Origin of the sequence: Orrella marina (assembly GCF_003058465.1) — a bacterium.
GTDB lineage: Bacteria > Pseudomonadota > Gammaproteobacteria > Burkholderiales > Burkholderiaceae_B > Algicoccus > Algicoccus marinus.
In genome coordinates this window covers 3,113,897-3,133,061 of the sequence record NZ_CP028901.1, presented here as the reverse complement: position 1 = coordinate 3,133,061, position 19,165 = coordinate 3,113,897, and the positions used below count along the sequence as shown (strand labels likewise).

The 19,165-nt window shown below is 49.8% G+C and carries 14 protein-coding genes; 11 read left to right on the top strand and 3 right to left on the bottom strand.

Annotated elements, in window-relative coordinates:
* Together dnaN and dnaA are read right to left on the bottom strand one after the other, a co-directional pair.
* On the bottom strand, positions 1 to 1,113 hold the full coding sequence (gene dnaN / locus DBV39_RS14335) for a DNA polymerase III subunit beta (RefSeq protein ID WP_108622112.1): 1,113 nt from the start codon (positions 1,111 to 1,113) through the stop codon (positions 1 to 3).
* Positions 1,114 to 1,116: 3 nt separating this feature from the next.
* Positions 1,117 to 2,580 (bottom strand): chromosomal replication initiator protein DnaA, encoded by a 1,464-nt coding sequence (gene dnaA, locus DBV39_RS14330; RefSeq protein WP_108622111.1) that lies wholly within the window; start codon positions 2,578 to 2,580, stop codon positions 1,117 to 1,119.
* A 179-nt stretch (positions 2,581 to 2,759) separates the two neighbouring features.
* On the opposite strand from dnaA, the gene rpmH reads away from it, so the two are divergent.
* The 6 genes from rpmH (at position 2,760) to DBV39_RS14300 (ending at position 9,560) form a co-directional block, all read left to right on the top strand.
* On the top strand, positions 2,760 to 2,894 hold the full coding sequence (gene rpmH, locus DBV39_RS14325) for a 50S ribosomal protein L34 (RefSeq protein WP_006578231.1): 135 nt from the start codon (positions 2,760 to 2,762) through the stop codon (positions 2,892 to 2,894).
* A gap of 99 nt (positions 2,895 to 2,993) precedes the next feature.
* Positions 2,994 to 3,284: a ribonuclease P protein component gene (gene rnpA / locus DBV39_RS14320; protein ID WP_227870643.1), complete on the top strand. Its 291-nt coding sequence runs from the start codon at positions 2,994 to 2,996 to the stop codon at positions 3,282 to 3,284.
* A 61-nt stretch (positions 3,285 to 3,345) separates the two neighbouring features.
* The gene (yidD, locus tag DBV39_RS14315; RefSeq protein ID WP_108622110.1) at positions 3,346 to 3,579 is read left to right on the top strand and encodes a membrane protein insertion efficiency factor YidD; all 234 of its coding nucleotides are present in this window, start codon (positions 3,346 to 3,348) and stop codon (positions 3,577 to 3,579) included.
* A gap of 59 nt (positions 3,580 to 3,638) precedes the next feature.
* On the top strand, positions 3,639 to 5,312 hold the full coding sequence (gene yidC / locus DBV39_RS14310; RefSeq protein ID WP_108622109.1) for a membrane protein insertase YidC: 1,674 nt from the start codon (positions 3,639 to 3,641) through the stop codon (positions 5,310 to 5,312).
* A gap of 47 nt (positions 5,313 to 5,359) precedes the next feature.
* A complete protein-coding gene (mnmE, locus tag DBV39_RS14305) occupies positions 5,360 to 6,679 on the top strand; it encodes a tRNA uridine-5-carboxymethylaminomethyl(34) synthesis GTPase MnmE (protein WP_108622108.1) in 1,320 nt (439 codons plus the stop codon).
* 352 nt (positions 6,680 to 7,031) lie between these two features.
* Positions 7,032 to 9,560 carry a bifunctional diguanylate cyclase/phosphodiesterase gene (locus tag DBV39_RS14300; protein ID WP_227870641.1) on the top strand — a complete coding sequence of 843 codons (2,529 nt, stop codon included), beginning with the start codon at positions 7,032 to 7,034 and terminating at the stop codon, positions 9,558 to 9,560.
* Positions 9,561 to 11,900: 2,340 nt separating this feature from the next.
* Here the strand turns inward: DBV39_RS14300 and DBV39_RS14290 are convergent.
* Positions 11,901 to 13,070, bottom strand: a complete 1,170-nt coding sequence (locus tag DBV39_RS14290; RefSeq protein ID WP_108622106.1) for a methionine aminotransferase — start codon at positions 13,068 to 13,070, stop codon at positions 11,901 to 11,903.
* A gap of 62 nt (positions 13,071 to 13,132) precedes the next feature.
* Between DBV39_RS14290 and DBV39_RS14285 the strand changes: the two genes are divergently transcribed.
* From DBV39_RS14285 to DBV39_RS14265, 5 genes are all read left to right on the top strand, one after another.
* Positions 13,133 to 14,182, top strand: a complete 1,050-nt coding sequence (locus tag DBV39_RS14285; RefSeq protein WP_108622105.1) for an AbrB family transcriptional regulator — start codon at positions 13,133 to 13,135, stop codon at positions 14,180 to 14,182.
* Between the two features lie 118 nt (positions 14,183 to 14,300).
* Positions 14,301 to 16,226, top strand: coding sequence for a tRNA uridine-5-carboxymethylaminomethyl(34) synthesis enzyme MnmG (gene mnmG, locus DBV39_RS14280; protein ID WP_108622104.1), 1,926 nt, complete (start codon positions 14,301 to 14,303; stop codon positions 16,224 to 16,226).
* 237 nt (positions 16,227 to 16,463) lie between these two features.
* Entirely contained in the window at positions 16,464 to 17,177 is a 714-nt protein-coding gene (rsmG, locus tag DBV39_RS14275; protein ID WP_108622103.1) for a 16S rRNA (guanine(527)-N(7))-methyltransferase RsmG, read from the top strand.
* The gene (locus tag DBV39_RS14270) at positions 17,162 to 17,962 is read left to right on the top strand and encodes a ParA family protein (protein ID WP_108622102.1); all 801 of its coding nucleotides are present in this window, start codon (positions 17,162 to 17,164) and stop codon (positions 17,960 to 17,962) included. The genes rsmG and DBV39_RS14270 overlap by 16 nt, the downstream gene beginning before the upstream one ends.
* 20 nt (positions 17,963 to 17,982) lie before the next feature.
* On the top strand, positions 17,983 to 18,897 hold the full coding sequence (locus DBV39_RS14265; protein WP_108623296.1) for a ParB/RepB/Spo0J family partition protein: 915 nt from the start codon (positions 17,983 to 17,985) through the stop codon (positions 18,895 to 18,897).
* Positions 18,898 to 19,165: the final 268 nt, after the last annotated feature.

Sequence of the window (19,165 nt, the reverse complement as noted above, 5' to 3'; positions counted from 1 at the left end):
TTAAATCCGCATTGGCATTACGACGTACTGAAAGGAATCCTCGCCTGGTACTCCTAGAAGTACTGAGGAACTGGTCTCTGGCTTGACCGACCAGCGAACTGTTTCGGACTTCACGCTCGACAGGAAATCCTGCAGATAGGTTACGTTAAAGCCGATATCAAGGGGCGAGAATGAATAGTCGATCTCGAGTTCTTCGTTCGCGGCTTCCTGGTCCGCATTACTTGAAGAGATCGTCATGAGGTTATCCCCAAGCTGAACTCTGACACTGCGCAGCTTTTCGTTTGTAGTGAGAATCGCCGCGCGATTCAGACTACCAAGGAGCTGTTCACGCTCGACATCGAAGTAGCAGACATAGTCGGTCGGAAGAACCCGTTTGTAATCCGGGAATTTGCCTTCGACCAGCTTGGAAATAAGTTCGACATTACCAAAGCTGAATCGCACCTGTCCGATACCTACCTGTAGCCTTACCTGATCGTCCGAGTCTGGAAGCATGCGTTGAAGCTCTGTGACTGTCTTTCTGGGAAGAATGATGTCATGTGGTTCTTCCACTCCTTCAATCTCGACCGCGCAATGTGCCAGACGATGAGCATCGGTACCGACCGCATGAAGCAACGTCGGCTCGAACACCAGCAAAGTACCATTCAGGTAATACCGAATGTCCTGCTGGGCCATCGAATAATGGGTCATATTGAACAAGTGCTTGAGCTTGTTCGACGGAATATTGATCTCAATGTCGCTGCGTGTCAGTTCGGTCAGCGTCGGGAACTCGTTCGCGCTGACAGTCTGAATGGTAAACCGGCTCTTGCCGCACTGGATCAGCAACTTGGACTTTTCCACCGACAGTGATACCTGTCCTACCGACGGCAAGGCCCGGAGGACATCTATCAGCTTGCGGGTGTTGACGGTTGTTGCTGATTCTTCAGGAGTCTCATCGAAGACAGCCTTCGCGGAAATCTGTACTTCCAGATCGGTCGCGATAAAGAACACCGATGTACCCACTTTCTTAATCAGGACGTTGGCAAGAATGGGCATCGTGTGCCGTCGTTCAACAATACCAGCCACTGTCAATAATGGCTTTAGCAGTTCATCCCTGCTTGTCGAGATCAGTCGCATGGATCATCCTTTGAGAGTTTGTTCGAGCACGTGCAACGCGTGATTCAATTCTGCTTGCTTGCCCCGTAATTCGGTAATTTTTCTGACTGCATGTAGCACCGTGGTGTGGTCGCGTCCCCCAAAAAGTTCGCCAATCTCTGGCAGACTTTTCTGTGTCAGCTCTTTCGCCAGGTACATCGCTATCTGCCTGGGAACCGCAATACTGGCAGGTCTGCGTTTCGAGTACATGTCGGCGACCTTGATCTTGTAGAAGTCCGCGACCGTCTTCTGAATATTCTCAACCGTAATCTGTCCATTGAAGACCGACAGCAAATCCTTCAACGCTTCCCTGCACAATTCGACTGACAGTTCGTTACGTCCGTGAAAACGGCTGTAGGCGAGGACCTTGTGAAGCGCACCTTCAAGCTCCCGCACGTTACTACGCAGATGCTTTGCAATGAAGAACGCCACCTCTTCAGGCATGCGCACGCCCTCGACTTCCGCTTTGCGCAACAGAATAGCCACTCGCATCTCCAGTTCCGGTGGCTCAATAGCCACCGTCAGTCCGGAGTCGAAGCGAGAGATCAGTCGGTCATCGATTCCGGACAGCTCCTTGGGATAGGTGTCACTGGTGATGATGATTTGCTTGTGCTGAACCACCATTGCCTCAAACGCATAGAAAAACTCTTCCTGCGTCCGGTTCTTTCCCGAGAAAAACTGAATATCGTCAATCAAGAGCAGATCAAGCGAATGATAGTACCGCTTGAAATCGTCAAATGCCTTACGCTGGTAGGCTTTGACCACATCGGAAACGTACTGGTCAGCATGGACATACCGTACTCGTACGTCATTGCGGCGCTGGAGCATCGAGTTACCGATCGCATGGATGAGGTGCGTTTTCCCGAGGCCAACACCCCCGTACAGAAACAGCGGGTTGTAAGAACGTCCCGGATTCTCTGCAACCTGCAATGCTGCAGCCCGTGCAAGCTGGTTGGCCTTCCCGGTCACAAACGTCTGGAAAGTCAGGTTGGCATTCAAACGCGACGGGTTAGGCAGATTCTTCTCACTGTCAGCCGTTGCCGGTTTGGCGTGCACAGCAGGCTGACCTGACAACGGCTGAACGGATGTGAGATTCGGTGTAATGCCCCCCTGCTGCGCTGCTGCCTGGGTACCACTCGCTCCTGCAGACTGTCGTGCACCCGTCTCAGGGCTAGCCAGTGGACGCAGACCAGATCCCGCTCCAGGAGCAGCCAGGGTCAGCGTCAAAGAAACAGGTTTCTCGAAAAAGTCACTTGCGAGCTCTTCAATCCGCGAAGTGAAGTTCTTCTTGACCCAGTCAAGCTTGAAACGATTGGGCGCAGCAATCCGCACCGTCGATTCCGCATCATCGAAATCGATCGGTGTCAGTGGCCTGATCCAGGCGTTCATTTGTTGAGGGGGAAGCTCCTGCTCGAGCGTCTCGAGACAGGCTTGCCAGAATTCATCCATAATGCTGCTTAGGTAAACCTTGATTTTAACTGTTTGTAGATAGGTTATCCACAGGGACAGGATACTCTAGGACATTTGGATACATCGACTGAAGAAATTGTGATATTTGACTATCTTTCAAATAACTGTTGAAATAGAGGGCTTTTCCGGGGGACCGGGATTACATTTCGAGTGATGTCATGAAAAGAACTTATCAACCGTCAGTTACCCGCCGTAAGCGTACGCACGGATTTCGTGTGCGCATGAAAACGCGTGGTGGCCGCGCAGTGATCAATGCACGTCGTGCCAAGGGTCGCAAGCGTCTGGCCGTCTAACATGTATCAGACTGCCTCCGGCCCCAGTGTTTCCGACACTGGGCCTGGCGACCTGCACAACTTGCACTTTGTTTTACCGTCTATCTGGTAGGTGGCGTTATGCCGGAGTTTCCGCGCGCCGCTAGGATGCTGCAACCTTCCGACTTTGCGGCTACCTTAAGAACACGGCCTGTCGCAAGAGGGTCCGTTCTCGTCCTGAATCACAAGCGGGCCAGCAATACCGAGTGCGCCCGACTGGGATTGATTGTTCCTAAGCGCTTCCTGAAGCACGCCGTTTCCCGAAACGCCGTCAAGCGGGTCGTGCGAGAATTTTTCAGAAACAATCAACATCTGCTTCCCCAGGAACTTACGCATTTAGAGTGCATTCTAAAGTTGCACCCTTGTCCCTGACAGCGCTCAAGCAATTGATCGCTTTCGAATGCAGCAACCTGACCCATAGACTGCTCAAGTCATGATTGCCTGGCTTCTCATCAAGCTCGTAAGAGGCTATCAGTTTTTTCTCAGTCCATGGGTTGGAAGTAACTGCCGTTTTACACCAACCTGTTCACAGTATGCGATTGAAGCACTGCGCGAACATGGCGCTTTGCAAGGCAGCTGGATGACCATCAGGAGACTTTCCCGATGTCATCCCTGGAGTCACGGTGGCCACGATCCGGTTTCGAAATCCAAACCACATGATCACTGACACCGAATAAGGCTACACTGCCATGTTTTCTTGAATTCTCCTCAGGTAGCTCGCTAAGAATGGATATCCGTCGCACTATCCTACTGATGATTTTTGCTTTCTCGTTGCTCATGCTCTGGAGCAACTGGCAGATTCATCAAGGTGGAACCTCAATATTTGGTGGACCCGCCCCTCAAAGCCAAGAGTCCACGGCATCTGGTAATGCTTCTGGGCCAGCTGGTGTTCCCAGTGCTCCGCAAAACGCCAGCGGAACCCCTGCTGCCACGCCGATGGCGCAACCACCCGCACCCGATCCAGCTGAAACCATCACCGTAACGACTGACGTCCTGAGACTGCATTTCGATCTCAACGGAGCTCAGCTCGTTGGTGCAGACCTGCTCAAGTATCCATCTTCGGATGACAAAAACGAGCCTTTTGTCCTTCTGGAGCAAGGCAACCTGCACACCTATGTCGTGCAGACCGGTGTTGTTGGCGCAGAGGATGGCTCTAGCTTTCCCACCCACCTGACCCGGTTCGAGTTTGTGGGTGGCGACACCAACATGACCGGAGACACTCTGCCTGTTCAGTTTGTTGCCGAGTCCGGCGGTGTCAAAGTAACCAAGACCTTCACTCTGCACAAAGGGTCCTACGCAATCGATGTTGACCATCAGATTGAGAACCTTAATGACTCGCCCGTCAATCCTTCACTGTATCTTCAGATTACGCGTGATGGCGAGGACCCGGAGAACACCTCAAGCTTCTATCACACCTTCACCGGGCCAGCCATTTACTCGGAACAGGACAAATTCCAGAAGGTATCCTTCTCAGACATCGAGAAGAAGAAAGGCGACTATATCCGTCAGGCTTCAGACGGCTGGTTCGCCATGATCCAGCATTACTTCGTTACTGCCTGGGTTCCACCACAAGGAAAAGAACGCTCCTATGAAATGGCGCCTCTCGGACAGAATCTGTATGCAGTTCGCAGTATCGAGCCGCTTGGTTCCATCAATGCCGAGCAAAATGCATCCCTGCAAGCCAAACTGTGGGTCGGACCTCAAGATCAGGACCAGCTCAACGAACTCGCTCCCGGACTGGGCCTGGTGGTTGATTACGGCTGGCTGACCATCATTGCACGTCCTTTGTTCGTTCTGATGACCTGGATTCATGATGTCATCGGTAACTGGGGGTGGACAATTGTTGCCCTGACGATCCTGATCAAGCTGGCCTTCTACCCGTTGTCGGCCGCGAGCTATCGTTCGATGGCCAAAATGAAGCTGGTTGCGCCTAGACTGCAGGCACTTAAAGAGAAATATGGCGATGATCGCCAGAAGCTCAACACGGCAATGATGGAGATGTATCGGACTGAGAAGATCAATCCACTTGGAGGATGTCTGCCGATTCTGATCCAGATCCCTGTCTTCATTTCACTTTACTGGGTGCTACTGGCCAGTGTGGAAATGCGCGGGGCTCCCTGGATTTTGTGGGTGGACGACCTGTCAGCGCGTGACCCGTTCTTTATCCTGCCAGCAGTCATGATGGCAACGATGTTCCTGCAGATCAAACTCAACCCTACACCTCCGGACCCAATGCAGGCCAAGGTCATGATGCTCATGCCGCTGGTGTTTGGTGGAATGATGTTTTTCTTCCCGGCCGGACTGGTACTTTACTGGTGCGTGAACAACATTCTCTCGATTGCACAGCAGTGGTATATCACCCGCAAAATGAACCAGTCGGCGAATCAGCCGCACCGATAAGTGCCGATTCAGGCGCGCCTGAGCCCATTGCTGCGATCGCAACAGCAATGGGTAAGGGTGGCGTAGGTGTGATTCGTATCTCCGGCCCAAACCTGCGCCAGTTCATCAAGAAACTCCTCGGGCGGGACCTGATCCCACGGCACGCTCACTACCTTCCTTTCCCAGGCGCTGACCAGACAGTGCTGGATTATGGTATTGCCCTGTATTTCCAGGCACCCGCTTCCTATACCGGAGAAGACATACTCGAACTGCAAGGACATGGTGGTCCTGCGGTGCTCCGCATCCTGCTTGCCCATTGTCTTGAAGTTGGAAAGGCATACGGACTGCGTCTGGCCAACGCTGGGGAGTTCACCCTCAGAGCCTTTCTGAATGACAAGATCGACCTGGCTCAAGCAGAGGCAATCGCTGACTTGATTGATGCCAACTCGACCGCAGCCGCTAAAGCCGCGGCAGCATCACTTAGCGGCAGGTTCTCTGAAGAAGTCACCAGACTGATCGAAGATCTGGTTGAACTGCGGATTCTGGTTGAAGCCACACTCGATTTCCCGGAAGAAGAAATCGAATTCATCGAGAAGTACCAGGTGCGATCCCGTCTGGAAACGGTATACAGCAAGCTTTGTGAGACGCTTGAAATTGCGAAGCAGAGTCGCTTCCTGAGAGAAGGCCTGAAGGTTGTTCTGGCAGGGCAGCCCAACGTCGGAAAATCCAGTCTGATGAACGCGTTGTTCGATCAGGATATTGCGATTGTCACTGACATCGCTGGTACGACTAGAGACTCCATCCGTGAAACCTTGAATCTAGATGGAGTGCCTGTCACGGTCACTGACACAGCTGGCTTGCGTGATGCGACAGATCAGATCGAGATGATAGGTATCGAGCGAAGCTGGGCTGAGATCCGGTCTGCTGACGTTATTCTTAATGTCATGGATAGCCGTCATCCAGTCTCCGTACTGGACCCGACACTCCACGGGGACGTACTGAAAGGAAAGATCCTGCTCAACGTCTTAAACAAAGTGGATTTGATCGACTCATCCTCTGAGCCATTTCAATCGTCTGGAACGGTCCGGGTATCAGCCAAGACAAGGAAAGGGCTCGACAGCCTTCGCCAGGCTATCCTGGATGCTTCAGGCAGGACACTGGGTGAGGCATCTCCCTGGCTCGGTCGCGAGCGTCACATCCAGGCCATGCAAGCCGCGTTGGAGCACCTTGAGCTAGCCAGGGACCATGCAAGACTCAATGATGCTGTTCTGGATCTGTTAGCAGAAGAATTGAGGCTATGCCACGACCAGCTTGGGGAAATCACCGGCAGGATGACGTCAGACGACCTGCTGGGACGTATCTTTTCTAGCTTTTGTATCGGCAAATGATTGACAGGCTATGGATCAGCTTCATCGACAACACCTGAGGCTTCGCAAGAGTCGGCTGTCTGGCTTCTTGATCACGGAAAAGATACTATTTTTGAATAGCATCAATATGCATATTTCTTAAGCATATAAGTAACTGCTGTTTCACATCGGTAGAATGTCACGAGTTTCCTTTTCGGGCGAGTTGCATGGCGTTCTTCCCAGGCTTTCATCATGACGGCATAATTTGTATGCATCAGTCCGGTTAAGGCCAACGATGCCGTTACCTAGACCCTTACCTGACAGGTTGGTAGGCGACATGATGAACAGACCCGATGAGCAGTCGTTGCTTGACTCACAGCAACGAATACACGAAATGATTGTCCATCAGCACTCTCTATCAGAGACGCTCGGTGCTATCACGAACTGGATTGAGCTGATGATTCCCGACGCACTTGTGTCGGTCATGCAGTACGACCAGACGTCCCACACACTCAGCCTGGTATCGGGGCCTCGCTTCTCTGAGCACTATGTTCTGGCAATGCAAGGTATCCCGGTGAATGCGCACACAGGCACTTGTGGATTCGCCGCTCACAACAAGAAACTGGTTATCACCAAAAACATTTCCACAGATTCCAACTGGTCCGGCTACCATCATCTGGCGCACGAGGAGGGGTTGAAAGCTTGCTGGTCCATGCCAATCATTGGGGGCAACGGCGAGTTACTCGGAACGTTTGCGACCTATTATCAAAAGCCCCATCTTCCTCGTGAAAACGATCTCAGGTCTCTTGCAAGAGGAGCGGGACTGGCGGCTCTCGCTTTACTTCGCGATCGGGACACTCACAAACACCTGGTCCTGACCCAATGGCATCAAGCCCTGTTCGAGAATCACCCCGATGGCGTCTACACATTTGATCTGCAAGGAAGATTTTTATCGGGCAATCGATCGTTTGAAAGGATTAGTGGTTATGGACAGGCTGACATCATTGGCTTTCACTTTTCTGAGTTCATTGACCCTGCCTATCGTGACAGCACTCTGGAAGCATTTCAAAGAGCATGCTGTGGAGAATCCGTCACCTACGAAACCGCTGGACGCCATGCCAGAGGACATACTTATCATCTCGAGATTACAAATTTTCCTGTTCTCATTCAATCCAAGATTGTTGGCGTGTACGGAATCTGCCGTGATGTGAGCGAGCGCAAGAAGCAACAATGCGAACTTCGATACCTGAAACGCGGCATCGAAGCCAGTCCACACGGACTGGTGTTACTCGACGCGCGACAAATGCATACGCCAGCTACCTATGTGAATCCTGCGTTTCTCCAGATTACTGGATATGCACCAGAAGAGGTCATAGGGAGGGATCTCAGCTTTCTCGAAGGTCCCGATACCTCACCTGAACATGTTAGCTTGATATACGAAGGTTTGAAGAATCAAACAGAAGTAGACGTGGTGATCAAGAACTACCGTAAGGATGGAAGCTGGTTCTGGAATCATCTCATGATTCGACCTGTCTTCAATGAAGAGAAGGAGTGTTCACACTTCATCGAGATTCAACAGGACGTCACGCGAGAACGACAGCAGGCGCAACAGATCACCTACCAGACAACTCACGATGTACTGACCGGACTTCTTAACCAATCCGCGTTCACTGATTTGATGAACGAAGCGTTCGAAGAGAGCAAGATCTCGCCATCCCTGATTGGCTTGCTTTCCATCGATCTGGATGATTTCAAACCAATCAATGATGGGCTCGGGCATCACATCGGAAGCAGAGTACTTTCGATCATAGGAAATAGGCTCAAGAAACTTGCTGGTCCACGGGATTTCGTCGCAAGAATAGCGGGGGACGAATTTGCCATATTGTTACGAGGATACTCCAACAGGACAGAGATAATTCATGCGGTCAACAGAGTTCTTAGGGCAGTTGGTGAACCGCTTCTTGTGGGAGACCGTCCCATTCACCTGAGTGCTAGCATTGGGATAGCCTGCAATTCTGAGCCACTTGATCACGCTCACGAACTGTTCCACTATGCGGATCTCGCCTTATCCGAAGCCAAGAAACAGGGCCGCAATACCTGGATCTGGTCGAAAGATCGTAGAGAAAAGGCAACCGTTCATAACGTGACCGTGCGACAGGAATTACACGAAGCGCTCAATTCTGATCAGTTCCAGATACACTATCAACCCATCTTGCGAACAGCCGATCAGTCCATCTGTGGCGTCGAAGCACTTGTGCGATGGCTACACCCAAAACGAGGGCTGATCATGCCGAGTGAGTTCATCCCATTGTCGGAACAATCAGGTCAAATTATTCCGATTGGAAGATGGATTCTTCATCATGCCTGCAAGGAAATCGGTTCGCTCAATGACAAACTTGATAAGCCCTTATCTGTTGCAGTGAACATATCCTCATTGCAGTTCCACCGCGACGGATTTCTTGACGATGTACGTAGTGCGCTTCAGGCGGCAGATATGCAACCAGGACAGCTGGAACTCGAGGTAACCGAGAGCATCTTGCTCGATGGGACTGACAACGTTCTTAAACTGATGGACTCCCTCAAACATCTGGGAGTCGGAGTCGCGATTGACGATTTCGGAACAGGGTTCTCGAGCTTGAGTTACTTGTGCGATCTACCGACACATAAACTGAAACTAGACCGGACTTTTGTACAGCGCACCAAATCAGAGCAACGGATGGCAGCCATCGTTGAAGGAGTGATCACGATGGCCCACCACATGGGGATGCTGGTTGTTGCTGAAGGCATAGAGACCTTAGAACAACATAAAGAATTAGCAAATCGGCAATGCGATCAGATGCAGGGTTTTCTCTTTGCGCGGCCCATGCCTCTCAGCCAACTTGTCACCTACTTGCAGAACCATCCGACTCCAGTCACCCATTAGCAAGGGCTCCGTCAGAGCATGTCAACCTTACCGTCGCCGGAATCACGCATCCGATCTCGTTTTATCTTTAACCTGAATCTCTGCTTTCACCGCTTCCCTCTCGTTCCGGGTCGGGTTGAGGTAACCGCAACGACAGGAGACCCATTCCTGGCTTGGTCCGGGCAACGTGGTGGATTCGTCCGTTTCCGCTGTTAGTAAAGCGTATAGCGGGCATCCAGAATCCGGGTGTCTTCACCACGATACTACGTGCCGACATGACGGACGCGATACCCCCATGTGCCAGTGTTTATGGTTATTCCAGCATAAACAAAATCGCTCTCCATCGCTATCTCCCATTCAGGAAGACTGTAGTGGGCGTGTACGGCCTCTGTGAAAGGGTCTGGCCATGTTGCCTGAGTACACCATAGATCGTGGCCTCAGAGCCCATAGGAACACCTTCGTCAGCCAGCATCGGCACGATGCACGCAGGGGACAGTCCGCAAGACTGGCCGCTTGCTGATGGGCTTAATCAATGTGATGGACAAGTACCGGTATATCGCGATCTTTCTGGCCAGCCATTCTGACACAGCGCGGGGATCGTGCTTAAGTTCCTGGATCCGTTTTCGATCGACCTTGGAGCGCTGACGCGATCAGCACGCGCCATTGATCAAATTCCTGGTAGGGGTAGATATGCCTCACACATTGTCAGACTCTGGCCCGTAGACGCCAACGTACACGTTTCCATGTCATAGCCATCGCCACATCGCTGTCGCCCATCGCTTCAGCAGCATGTGCTTGAAAGTAATCGAGCATAGAGCTTCATTCCAGACCCGGTCCCTCGGAAATTGAGAGAACATTTCAGCCTGGTGCGATTCAAGCTATCCAGGCATCTAAAGCAACCACATCTGGGGAAAATTTCGCCAGAATACTGAAAAAATGTCCACTGGATAACGTTGTTCACAAGGTGTGCGTGGTTTGTGGACAAAGCAAGATATTGCTTTGAAGAAGAAAGTTATCCAACTTGGTCCCCAATTTCAAACAGATCTTCTGCACAGCAAAATTTGACTGTAACCATCTGATAAAAAAGATTCATTTCAAGATGATCAAGTTATCCACAACCTGTATTATCCATTAGTAGTTATATATAAAGAATGTTGGTAACAACTACTGGTTTGCCATTGTTCTGGCGTTCATCGAAGTTCCGGGCAGTCATCAAAAGATAGTTTCAGACATCTGGTCCAGCCTTTTTTGTACCGATAAGGCTGGTACGATGTTGTCTGTATTTGAATTGAAGGTCAGACAGGTTCGTACTGCTGCTGGAACAACTGGAACTCAGGCCAGAGCGCCATTTTTTTGAAAAAATATATATATTTCAATTAGTTGAAACTGATAATCCGGAGCTGTCGACTGGGGTGTGAATGACCGCCACAGGCCGGAAACAGCGGTTATTTGACGGCAGGCTTTCGGTCACAGCCAGAGTTGCCGAGCAGGTCTACCAACTCTGCAAGAAGGCTGTGGGTGCTTTGATGGGTAGCAATGCGCGTCAAATGCCATACCCAGCCAGAATTGCCGAGCCATGTGCTTGTCCAGCTGCGCATAGGCTAGCGTGTCAGATGTCGAGAAGCATTGATGAAAAGAGGTACGTCTCGGGCAGACTTCTAGCGGTGTTCAGGACGATTGTTGGGTGACGGTTACCGACAAGTCTGAAAGCTAAAGTAGCTTTGTGAACAAGCATGCCTGTTCATCAGCGTATCTTGTTTAAGTCAGTTGCCGGTTGGTGAATCGATGGTTGACTTCTGACAAGAAAGAAGCGCGGCCAGGTTCTCAGTGTTGCTTCTGAAGATAAAGACTACCTGAACCTTTCATCTTGGAAACCAAAATATTTCTTTTTGACTGATTGTTGGTTTCATTACCGAAGCGTTTACAGCCCCATGGCGCTGTTTTAGATACCATGTTCACCCCGGGGTATGAAAAAGGTTGTAAAACCGGCTAGAGGGCTCTTAAGACCTCTCAGTGGGGCTGTTTTTGAAGTGGCCAGCCTGGATTTGACTTGCTGACAGGACTGGCTAGCTGACTCGATATCTTTCACTCACATTGTTCTCACGAGTCATCCTTACGGTGGATAACCCTGTTTAGAAGCTGTGCTGCAATTGGTGACAAGTACCGATTGTCACGGTCTGTCCGAAGTTATCCAACTTGGTCCCCAATTTCAAACAGATCTTCTGCACAGCAAAACTTGACTGTAACCATCTGATAAGAAAGATTCATTTCGAGATGATCAAGTTATCCACAACCTGTATTATCCATTAGTAGTTATATATAAAGATAAGTATTCATAACTACATGTCGTACGATCAAAGGCTAAAGACTCATGAGCTGATCTACAGCTCTGTCGAGTGTTGCGTCTTGTTTTGCAAAACAAAATCGGACGATCTTGTGATTGGATGAGTCAGACAGAGGATCACCGTAGAAGGCAGCAACTGGAATGACAGTGACGCCGTGTTCTTTTGTCAGCCAGATAGAAAAATCTGATTCGTTCATATCTGAAATTTCACTGTAGTCTGCAAGCAAGAAGAATGTGCCGGGACAGTCAAGGGGACGGAACTTCGTATTCAGTAATCCTTGCTGTAGTCTGTCTCGTTTGGCTCGGTAAAATTCTGGCAGTTTTCTGTACGTCTCAGGATTGCCCGTGTATTGTGCAAGCGCGTACTGAAATGGTGATGGTACGGTGAACACCATGAACTGATGGACCTTTCGCAGTTCTGCAGTCAGGTTGGCCGGCGCACAGCAATATCCCACCTTCCATCCGGTTGTATGTGTTGTCTTGCCAAAAGATGAAATCACAAAGCTGCGCTCGGCCAGAGAGTCCCGGCTTGCGAGACTGATGTGTCCTTGGGGCGCAAAAATGATGTGCTCGTACACTTCGTCAGAGAGGAGCAGGATGTTAGTATTGGTGACAATCTGTTCCAGAGCGTCAAGATCGTCTTGCTTGAGGACTGCACCGGTCGGGTTATGCGGAAAGTTCAGGATAATCATCCGGGTTCTGGGTGTAATAGCATCAGACACCTTGTTCCAGTCGATCTCGAATGTTTCATCCAGGGTTTCGGGTGGTCGCATGCTTACACGGACTGGAATGCCACCTGCTAGTCTGATCGCCGGAACGTAACTGTCATAACACGGCTCAATCACGATTACCTCGTCGCCGGTGTGTACGACTGCGGTGACTGCTGCCATGATGGCCTCTGTTGCACCACTGGTAACGGTGATTTCTGAATCCTTGTCGTATTGCTTTCCGTATAGCGCACTCACCTTGTCAGCAATCACTTGACGCAGAGGTTCGACTCCAGGCATGTATGGATATTGATTATGCCCGGCGTTCATTGCATCGGTCACTAATGTGAGTAGTTTTTGATCAGGATTGAAGTCTGGAAATCCTTGACCGAGGTTGATTGACTTGTGTTCAAGAGCCAATTTGCTCATGACGGTAAATATCGTTGTGCCAATCTCTGGCAATTTTGAAGCTAGTTGCATGTTGACTGTCGCTCTCGTGGATTGTCGATAGATAAACTGATCATAGATAATTTTTTTGCCTAATGTTTGAGCATCTTTTTGCTAGGCGAGTCCTTGGTGGACTAACAGCCTTGAGCGGGGCGTTACTCGCAAGTTTTCTTAATTTTCCTTTGCCATGGCTGCTCGGGCCGATGCTTTGTGTTGCTACCTTCAGACTTGCTTCCGCTCCAGTGTCTGCGTATAAGCCATTCAGATCGACTGGGCAATGGGTCATCGGAGTATCTCTCGGGTTGTATTTCACGTCCGAGATCCTTGATCTTTTTGCGCAGTACTGGTTCGCGATAGGTATCGCTACACTTGTCCCTATCCTTATCAGCATTGTTGGAACAGTGGTGTTGAAGTATGTCGGAAATGCTGATCTGAAGACGGCCTGGTTTTCTTCAGCGATTGGCGGCGCGAGTGAAATGAGCACCCTGGCCGAGCGATACAGTGCCAGGGTTGATCTAGTTGCAAGCGCCCATTGTCTGCGGATTCTTGCCGTTGTTATTGTTGTGCCGTTTGGTTATCAGGCTTGGAATGTCACTGGTGGTGATGTTTCAAGTCTTACTCAGCGTTTAGTTAATTGGGAACAGATTCCGGTTCTTTTGCTCGCAACAGTTGCAACAGGATTTCTTTTCAAGAAGTATCGCGTTCCAACATCCTGGGTTCTCGGCCCTTTGTTGGCTGCCGGAGTTCTTTCCATGTCCGGGTTGGTTGAAACAACTTTGCCTGGGGTGGTGGTGAATGTAGGGCAACTTCTCATTGGCTGGAGTCTTGGAGATAACTACCGACCAGCTTTTTTCAAAGCGGCGCCGCGATTTCTTCTCGGTATTGCCTTGTTTTCCGCTTCTGCGATTGGAATTGCTGCCCTCGCCGGGTATGTCATTTCATTCATGACTGATATTCCTTTGGAAACGATCTGGTTGGGACTAGCGCCAGGCGGGCTGGCAGAGATGACGATTACTGCCAAGGTTCTGGGGCTTGGAGTTCCTATAGTTACTGCGTTTCAGGTTAGTCGACTCGTGTTTGTCGTGATGGTAACGGGGTGGTTGTATAAGAGGTACCTGGCACATCTCGAGAAGGAAGATCAATAGTCTTGCACAGGTTATCCAGGACTTATACACATAGTTTTCCATATGTTTCACGTGGAACATATGGTTAGTGGGATCTATAATATGAACCTTCAACAGGTCATTGGCTACGTGGATATATATGTCATCTGACAATTTCTTTGATGTGATCGTTGTAGGTGGAGGCCACGCCGGAACAGAAGCAGCCTTGGCGTCTGCTCGCACCGGCGCGAGTACTTTATTGATCACGCATAATGTCGACACACTCGGCCAAATGTCTTGTAATCCATCGATCGGCGGTATTGGGAAAGGGCACCTTGTAAAAGAAATCGATGCGTTAGGTGGCGCAATGGCGCTTGCAACTGACCACGCCGGTATTCAGTTCCGAATACTGAATAGCTCAAAAGGACCGGCAGTCAGAGCAACTAGAGCGCAAGCGGACCGCACGTTGTATAAGCAAGCTATCCGGCATACGCTTCAGCATCAGCCTAACCTCCGGATTTTTCAGCAGGCGGTTGACGATTTACTCGTCACTGGGGATCGTGTCACCGGAGTCGTTACTCAGCTAGGATTTGTCTTTAACGCACGCTCTGTCGTTCTTACCGCTGGTACCTTTCTAAACGGTTTGATTCACGTTGGGCTTCAAAATTACCAGGCGGGAAGAGCTGGAGACCCACCGGCTGTCTCGCTGGCTTCTAGATTGAAAGAGCTCTCTCTTCCTGTTGGACGTCTCAAAACCGGGACGCCTCCAAGATTAGATGGCAGATCGATCAATTTTGCGCAACTTGCAGAGCAACCCGGAGATAACAATCCTGTGCCAGTATTCTCTTTCATGGGGAATTCGGAGATGCACCCGCGACAGGTGCCATGCTGGATCACCCATACGAGTGAAAGGACACACGAAATCATTCGAAAGGGACTGGATAGATCACCACTATACAGTGGAGTTATCGAAGGTGTAGGCCCTCGGTATTGCCCTTCCATTGAGGACAAAGTCAATCGATTTGCTGACAAAAACAGTCATCAGGTCTTCCTTGAGCCAGAGGGTTTGGACACTACTGAGATCTACCCAAATGGTGTCTCAACGAGTCTTCCGTACGATGTTCAGTTGGAATTGATTCGATCCCTACCGGGTTTGGAGAGTGCATGTATTGTTAGGCCGGGATATGCGATCGAATATGACTATTATGATCCACGAGGTCTTCTTCCTTCCCTCGAAACAAAGGCTATAAGCGGTCTGTTTTTCGCTGGTCAGATTAATGGCACCACAGGATACGAAGAGGCTGCTGCGCAAGGTTTGCTAGCCGGACTGAATGCTGCAAATGTTTCACGTGAAACAGAACCGTACATTCCTACACGGGACAGCTCATACCTAGGGGTACTTATAGATGATTTGGTCACAAAGGGTGTGACGGAACCTTACCGTATGTTTACTTCTCGCGCTGAATATCGCTTAAGCCTCAGGGAAGACAACGCTGATTGGAGGTTGACAGAAATCGGCCGGAAGATGGGGATCGTGTCAGATCAGAGGTGGGATTCTTTTTCTCGGAAGTACGATGCCGTCACAGCTGAAGTTCGACGTCTTGGCCAGACCTGGGTCCATCCTGGGAATGTGGATCAATCGGCAATTGAAACTCTACTCGGAAATCGAATTGAGAAAGAATATCTGTTAGCAGATCTGCTGCGTCGTCCAAATGTTAAGTATCGAGATCTGTCGAACTTACGTACAAACGACGGAAACCCATTTGGCAATTTATTAGAGGATGAGATCCATGCCGAGCAGGTCGAAATTCAAATCAAGTACGAAGGCTATATCAGTCGACAGAAAGAGGAAATCGATCGCCAGCGCAAGAGTGATCAACAGCCGATCCCGCAAGATCTTGATTACGACGAGATAAAAAGTCTTTCTTTCGAAGTTAGACAGAAGCTTAAGGAGCACAGCCCTTTAACGATAGGCCAGGCTTCCCGAATTTCCGGCATTACTCCAGCTGCAATCGCTGGTCTGATGATTCACTTACGTAAGCTGAGCCGCTCTCGTTCGAGTGTTGCAGACAGAACTGATTGTTGATAACGATTGAATCGTTCAGGACCATAATTGAGGCTATTGGGTTGTCTAGCGTGGGCCGGGGGCTAAAGGTTAGCTTCAATCGAGCCCTTAGAGACCCTATTTTTATTGAACCAAACGCGACCGTATTTCGCTCGTGCACCCAAGTACATTTACCAAAGATGACGTACTGGAACTAATCCTGGTCAGGATGCAATTGTTCACAAACCGTCCACTCAGTTTGGTTAACGCTATTGACTAATGACTAAAGCGAACAATTCTGATTTTGCCACCTCTTCAAACTGTCAGATAGTGGAGAGGGTCACAGCTGCAGCCACTTTATTGGAGATTGATGTTTCACGTGAAACACTCCAGAAAATATACTGCTATGTCGAACATCTTCAAAAATGGAATCGAACTTACAACTTAACGGCACTCCGAAACTTCGATGACATTCTGATCCACCACATCTTTGACTGCATGGCAATCATCCCGGTAATAAGCTCGTTAACAGGCGGTAAAAAATTCACGCTTGTGGACGTGGGAAGTGGAGCGGGATTACCAGGTCTTGTCATAGCGGCGTGGTTTCCTGAGAGTCAGGTAGTGTGCGTGGATAGTGTCGAGAAAAAGACTACATTCATACGCTATGTAGCTGGACGAATGGCATGTGTGAACGTCCAAGCGTTACACAAAAGAATAGAAGACATTCCGATCCTGAATGCTGAGATTGTCATCTCTCGAGCGTTTGCTTCTCTTAAACTATTTTCAGAGCTTGCCGGAAAACATGTCAGCGAGGGTGGATGGTTACTCTCGATGAAAGCCGCAATGGTGAATGAAGATATAGCAGAGCTGGAATCGTCGGAAGATAAGGAATGGAAGGTTAGCTTGACTAAACAACTAACGGTCCCTGAAAGCGTTGCGTCACGCTACCTGGTTGGTTTGCAGAGGAATCGAACGAGATGGATCAGACAGTGAAGAGCAAAGATATGCAAGTCTTTTGTATCGCAAATCAGAAGGGTGGGGTCGGTAAGACGACGACAGCTATCAACTTGGCCGCTGCACTAGCCAAACATAAAAAGAAGGTACTTCTTGTCGACCTGGATCCTCAAGGCAATGCAACGATGGGAAGCGGGATCGATAAGGCAGCAGTTGAAAGAAGTGTTTATAACGTGCTAATTGGCCAGGCGACGCTGGATCAGGCAACACAGTATTCCGAGACAGGAAACTACGATGTCATCGCTGCCAATCGAGAGTTGTCTGGTGCGGAGATCGATCTGGTCAGCATGACTGAGCGCGACAAGCAGTTAAGAAAAGCAGTTGAGGCAAGCGAGAAAAGTTATGATTTCGTTCTGATTGACTGCCCGCCAACGCTTTCGTTGTTGACGCTGAATGGGCTCGCCGCGGCAGATGGGGTGATTATCCCAATGCAGTGCGAGTACTTTGCGCTGGAAGGCCTCTCTGATCTGGTGAACACCATTAAGCGTGTATATCGAAACATTAATCCGAACTTGAGCCTGATTGGATTACTTAGAGTGATGTTTGACGGAAGGGTAACGCTTCAGCAACAAGTGTCTTCCCAACTGCACAATCATTTTGGTGAAAAGGTGTTTGATACTGTCATTCCACGAAACGTCAGACTTGCTGAAGCTCCGAGTTATGGCATGCCAGGTGTTGTATATGATCCATCGTCACGTGGAGCGAAGGCGTACATGGCATTCGGCTCAGAACTTATTAAGCGAGTTAAATCCAGCAAAGCCTAGTGAACACAGAGAACAAGACAATGGCCACAAGAAAGCAAAAGGGTTTGGGAAGAGGGCTCGACGCACTGTTAGGCGTTGATAGTGATGTTATCTCAAGCTTGGGAAAGGGAAATCCTGTACTGAACAGCCTTCAGGAAATGCCGATTCAGAGCCTTCAACCGGGAAAGTACCAGCCGCGTTCGTTCATGGACACTGAGTCGATTCAAGAACTGTCGGAGTCAATCAAAGAACAAGGTGTGATGCAGCCTATCATCGTCCGAAAGGTCGATGGAAAGAATGACTTGAAGTTTGAGATTGTCGCCGGTGAGCGACGGATGAGGGCCGCAAAACTGGCTGGTCTGGAAACCGTACCGGTGATCATCAGGGATATATCGGATGAAAGCGCCGCTATCATGGCGCTCATCGAAAACATCCAGCGCGAAGATCTGAATCCAATTGAAGAGGCGCAAGGAGTAAGGCGGTTACTGGACGAGTTTGGCCTGACTCATGAGCAGGCATCAAAAGCGATAGGGAGATCTAGATCTGCTACAAGCAACATTCTTAGGCTGCTAAACCTGGTGATGCCTGTCCAGAAAATGTTACTAGCCGGTGACATTGATATGGGCCATGCCAGGGCACTGCTTTCGCTGTCTGCTGCTGAGCAGATACAGATTGCAAATCTCGTTGTAGCGAAGCGACTCTCCGTACGTGAAACAGAGAAACTGGTTCAGAACGGATTGAATGAGCCTGACAATACAAAGGTAAATTCAAAAAAGGAAAAAAGCCGCGATCTTCTGAGACTAGAAGAGGCATTATCTGATCGTCTGGGCACATCAGTCCGTATTTTGTCAGCAAAGGGACAGAAAGGAAAAGTAGAGCTTCCTTACCATGACTGGGAGCAGCTACAAGGTATTTTGCAAAGGATGGGGCTGGATAGTGTTCTTGAGGAAAACTGAACAGAATATATTTTCCCTTGTAACGACAACAGGCAAGCACCAAGCACCTGGTGGACTCGTGAAGACTTTGAATTAGCCACTCCGCGATGCAGTGAGTTTGTACGCCCCATGTTCTGCAGTGTTTCTGAAACCTCTGCAGCACCGCCCCTGATTCACGGGCTCCAGGTTCTTCTCCTCGGACACATCTCATTAACAGCAAGACATGAAAAGTGACCAGGCACCTAGGAGCATCCACACCATCGCCTCCCGTACACAGCTAAAGAACTAA

Excerpts from the sequence above, each read along its gene's own strand:
- dnaN (WP_108622112.1), bottom strand. The coding sequence starts at position 1,113 with ATGCGACTGATCTCGACAAGCAGGGATGAACTGCTAAAGCCATTATTG.
- dnaA (WP_108622111.1), bottom strand. The coding sequence starts at position 2,580 with ATGGATGAATTCTGGCAAGCCTGTCTCGAGACGCTCGAGCAGGAGCTT.
- rpmH (WP_006578231.1), top strand. The coding sequence starts at position 2,760 with ATGAAAAGAACTTATCAACCGTCAGTTACCCGCCGTAAGCGTACGCAC.
- rnpA (WP_227870643.1), top strand. The coding sequence starts at position 2,994 with ATGCCGGAGTTTCCGCGCGCCGCTAGGATGCTGCAACCTTCCGACTTT.
- yidD (WP_108622110.1), top strand. The coding sequence starts at position 3,346 with ATGATTGCCTGGCTTCTCATCAAGCTCGTAAGAGGCTATCAGTTTTTT.
- yidC (WP_108622109.1), top strand. The coding sequence starts at position 3,639 with ATGGATATCCGTCGCACTATCCTACTGATGATTTTTGCTTTCTCGTTG.
- mnmE (WP_108622108.1), top strand. The coding sequence starts at position 5,360 with ATGGGTAAGGGTGGCGTAGGTGTGATTCGTATCTCCGGCCCAAACCTG.
- DBV39_RS14300 (WP_227870641.1), top strand. The coding sequence starts at position 7,032 with ATGATTGTCCATCAGCACTCTCTATCAGAGACGCTCGGTGCTATCACG.
- DBV39_RS14290 (WP_108622106.1), bottom strand. The coding sequence starts at position 13,070 with ATGCAACTAGCTTCAAAATTGCCAGAGATTGGCACAACGATATTTACC.
- DBV39_RS14285 (WP_108622105.1), top strand. The coding sequence starts at position 13,133 with ATGTTTGAGCATCTTTTTGCTAGGCGAGTCCTTGGTGGACTAACAGCC.
- mnmG (WP_108622104.1), top strand. The coding sequence starts at position 14,301 with ATGTCATCTGACAATTTCTTTGATGTGATCGTTGTAGGTGGAGGCCAC.
- rsmG (WP_108622103.1), top strand. The coding sequence starts at position 16,464 with ATGACTAAAGCGAACAATTCTGATTTTGCCACCTCTTCAAACTGTCAG.
- DBV39_RS14270 (WP_108622102.1), top strand. The coding sequence starts at position 17,162 with ATGGATCAGACAGTGAAGAGCAAAGATATGCAAGTCTTTTGTATCGCA.
- DBV39_RS14265 (WP_108623296.1), top strand. The coding sequence starts at position 17,983 with ATGGCCACAAGAAAGCAAAAGGGTTTGGGAAGAGGGCTCGACGCACTG.